At 48.6% G+C, this 3,903-nt stretch carries 2 protein-coding genes; both read right to left on the reverse strand.

Features of this window, described 5'->3' with window-relative positions:
* Window positions 1–597, reverse strand: a 597-nt coding sequence (locus H6S82_RS22575; RefSeq protein ID WP_191056741.1) for a sulfite exporter TauE/SafE family protein, incomplete at its 3' end; no start/stop codon positions are given.
* Window positions 598–799: 202 nt separating this feature from the next.
* Window positions 800–3,667, reverse strand: coding sequence for a pitrilysin family protein (locus H6S82_RS22580; RefSeq protein WP_190470805.1), 2,868 nt, complete (start codon window positions 3,665–3,667; stop codon window positions 800–802).
* Between the last annotated feature and the right edge of the window lie 236 nt (window positions 3,668–3,903).

Here is a 3,903-nt window from a genome sequence, read left to right on the forward strand (position 1 = left end):
CAGGGTCAGACAGCCCAATACTACCATTACCATTGCGGCATAGCGTTCCAGTTTGGGAATTTTGAGTCGTTGAATGAGGATACCAAAGCCTACCATAGCGGGCATTGTACCCAATCCAAAAATGAACATTCCTACAGTAGCGATCGCTAGAGGTTGGGTAATGGCAAGACTGAGAGCCATTGCGATCAAACCGCAAGGAATAAACCCCAACAGCACTCCTAATGGATAGGTACGGTACCAAGTGTTACTTTCGTACAAAAGCCCAACACTTTTCTGGTACCACTTGTATTGCTGGAGGGAAGGCAGCTTTCTAGGTAATAGGTTCAGCTGTCCTAACCCCATGTATATCATCACCCCGCCAGCTAGTATCAACAGCGTTGCCCGCAATCCTAACAAGCTTTGGATAATTTGACCGAAGCTACCAGCTAAAAATCCCAGCAAGGCATAGGTGGTGGATCTACCCAGACCGTAAAGTACGTGAGAATACCAACTATTTTTTCTTGGCAAAGTGTAGCTTACGACCAAAGGGCCGCACATCCCGACACAGTGACCGCTCCCAATAAAACCGAGGATAAAAAATAGGTAGAGGCTGAGCATTTTTAGCACCTTAATTGGCCGGAAAAAAGTCAAAAGAAAGGGCGTCGGGGTTAGGAGTTAGGGGAGAGGGAAGAGGGAGTGGGGGAGTGGGGGAGCCAAAAGTCAAAAGTCAAAAGTCAAAAGTCAAAAGTCAAAATTCTTCCCACTCCCTCTTCCCTCTTCTCTCCCTAGCCCCTAACCCCTAACTCCGACGCCCTTTTAGCTACCGCGCTGCCGCAGAAGCGCCCCCAGCAATTGATGGCCCTGCGGTCACAACAATTAAGTTATCCGGTTGCAGTAAATCTTTGGCTACCCGGTTAACTTGTTCGGGAGTAACTGCAAGGATTTTACGGGGAAAATCGCGAATTTCTGCACTCGTGAGCCCATAAACTTCGTTCATCAGAATTTCTGATGTTAAATTGTCGGGGTCTGCCAGTTCGACACTATAGCTGCTGGAGAGCGAACGCTTTGCTGTATCTACTTCGGTAGGAGTGACGCCTTGAGAATGAACATCTTGTAATAGAGCGATCGTGCTAGCGATCGCTTTATTTGTATCTTCCGGTGCTGTTTGCATATTAATCAAAAACAAACCGGGTTGCTCTCCTGCTTGGAAGGCACTATAAATGCCGTAGGTGAGACCTTGGCGATCGCGAATTTCCGTTCCTAAGCGACTCGATAAGGTATCGCCACCCAAAATTTGATTTAACACCAAAGTGGCGTAGTAACGGGGGTCTTGTCGATTGATTCCCCGATATCCCATAAACGTGATCGCCTGTGTTTTACCGGGTATGACCGGATTCAAACGGACAAGTTTTTCCGGTAAGGGTACGCTGGGAAAATTCAGTTTTGGCAGATTGCCGCTAGCTTTCCAGCTGCCGAATTGAGTTTCGATCAGCGATCGCACTTCTTGCGGTGCAAAGTTGCCCACCAAAGTCAGTACGGTAGTATCGGGGCGATAATGTTGCTTGTAAAAGCCCATGATATCTCCCTCGCTAATCCGCTTGAGACTATCGTAGGTGGGATAGGCATGGAAGGGATGAACTTCCGGGTAAACGGTTTGTTGCAAAGTCCGATATGCCAAGTAATCTGGGCTATCCAATCGTTCTTTCAGATCTGTTATCGCCCGCTGACGGCTCAGTTCCAGCTGATCTTTAGGAAAGTTGGCGTTTTGCAGCACATCAGCTAACGTCGCAATTAAGGTGGGCAGGTCTTTTGATAAACTGTACCCATCGACGCTGACACCTTCTCTAGCTGCACCGAAGTCCAGACTCGCGCCTCGGTCTTCTAAGGTTTTCGCCAGAGTCAGGGCATCTTTTGTCTTCGTACCGTTCATCAAGTTTTCTGCTGTCAAAGCAGCTGTACCTGCCGATGCTGGCAGATCGAATTCTGTACCGGCTTGGATATAGCCGCTCAGGGTGACGGTGGGAGTGCTGCGATCGCGCATGAGCAAGACTTGCAAACCGTTACTGAGTTTAAATGATTCTGGCAGCGATCGAACTGTGGATATGGTAGATGTCGTAAACTCAGGCAGATATTTTGCTAACTCGGCTGGGTCTACTGGTTGCCCTAGATTGAATTGTTCGCTTGTTTGGCTGCTACTTGTGCCTCCCCCGCCGCCATCAGCTGTCAGCTCGGTAGGTTCAAAGTAACCGACGGTGCGATCGGATTGTTGGAGGTATTTTTTGGCTACTCGCTGTACATCGGCGGCGCTCACATCGGCAATTTCTTTCAGCAAGCGCTCGGTGTATCTATAGTCACCCGTACTGGTTTCGTCATCGCCCAGCTGCATAGCTTGGGCAGTGATTTCGCGGTTGCTCAGGATTACGGCGGCGCGGAATTGCGCTTTGGCGCGGTTGAGTTCTTCCTCTGTGACGCTTTTATTTTGCAAGTCGGCGATCGTTTGTTGAAGAACTCGGTCAATTTCTATCAGTTTACGGTTTGGCGCTGCTGTGGCAGAAAGTTGATACCAACCACCTGAAATCAAGTTGGCCGCATAGCCTCCCGCATTGCTAGCCAGACCCGATTCTACCAGAGCTTGATAAACGCGAGAACTGCGCCCCCCGGTCAAGATGTAATCCATCACCTTCAGCGCCGCTACATCGGGATGATTGGTGGGTGGGAGCGGATACACTATCTGCAATATAGGTGCGCTCCCCGCTTCCCGCAACATAATGGGAGACTTAGAACTGGGGAGAGTGGGAGTGGGGGAATCTAATGGTACATTTTCTGTCGCGCTCCCACTCTCCTGTTGTTCCCCTCGATTGGGCAAATTACCAAAAATTTCTTTAACTAACTTAAGGGTGGGTTCGGTTTCGATATCTCCCACAATTACCAAGGTAGCGTTATTGGGGCTGTAGTACTTGTGATAGTAATACTGTACCTGCTCGACGGTAAACTTTTCTACATCTGCTTTGGTGCCGCCTACTGGTAAACCATAGGGTTGTGTGGGGAAAACCGATCGCATCACTGCCCTTTCTAACCGATAATCAGGCGAATTTTCGTACCCTTGCAACTCGGAAATCACCACGCGCTTTTCGCTGGCAAGTTGCTCTACATTGATGAGGGCGTTTTGCATCCGGTCTGCTTCCAATTCCAGCATCGCCCGCAGTTTGTCTCGTTCTACAGTACCGAAATAAGCTGTTTGGTCGTAGCTGGTGAAAGCGTTGGAGTTACTTCCCAAGGCGTTGAACAGCCGTCCGAATTGAATCGGGCGATCTTTGGTGCCTTTGAACATCATATGTTCTAACTGGTGGGCAATCCCGTTTACTCCGGGTTCTTCATTGCGGGAGCCCACTTTATACCATACCTGCACTGTTACAACGGGAGCGGTATGCACTTCTTTGGTTAAAACGGTGAGCTGATTTTCCAGAACCGTTTTGCGGACGTTTTCTGTCAGTGAAAGGGATGTTTCATCCGCTGACATTGCTGCCGCTACTTGCCCAGACGGAGCAGCTTTTGCGATATTGGGGACGGTAGCGGCAAGTGGCTGAGTATTGGTAACCTCGCCTGAAAACAGCAGCACGGCGCTTAGGCAGAGGCTAAACAAGAATGTGGGAATGCGATATTGACGCCAATTGCTCAAAAACGACATAAATCTTCTACAAATCCAGGCTTAAATTTTTATTCGATCGCGTCAGCGCCCTGAATATCTTCTAGTTTGCCACTGGAAACTCATGGACAAGGATGGGAGGCTTTACCCCTCCCAGCAATGTTAAGAGTTTTGTTAACTTTTGGTGGCCGATTGTTTTTATTTTCAGTTAATTTTATGACAATTTGGACTAAAAAATCGGAAATATATTTTGACTTAGGGGTTAGGGGTTAGGGGTT

This window comes from Planktothrix sp. FACHB-1355 (assembly GCF_014748295.1).
GTDB lineage: Bacteria > Cyanobacteriota > Cyanobacteriia > Cyanobacteriales > Aerosakkonemataceae > Aerosakkonema > Aerosakkonema funiforme_A.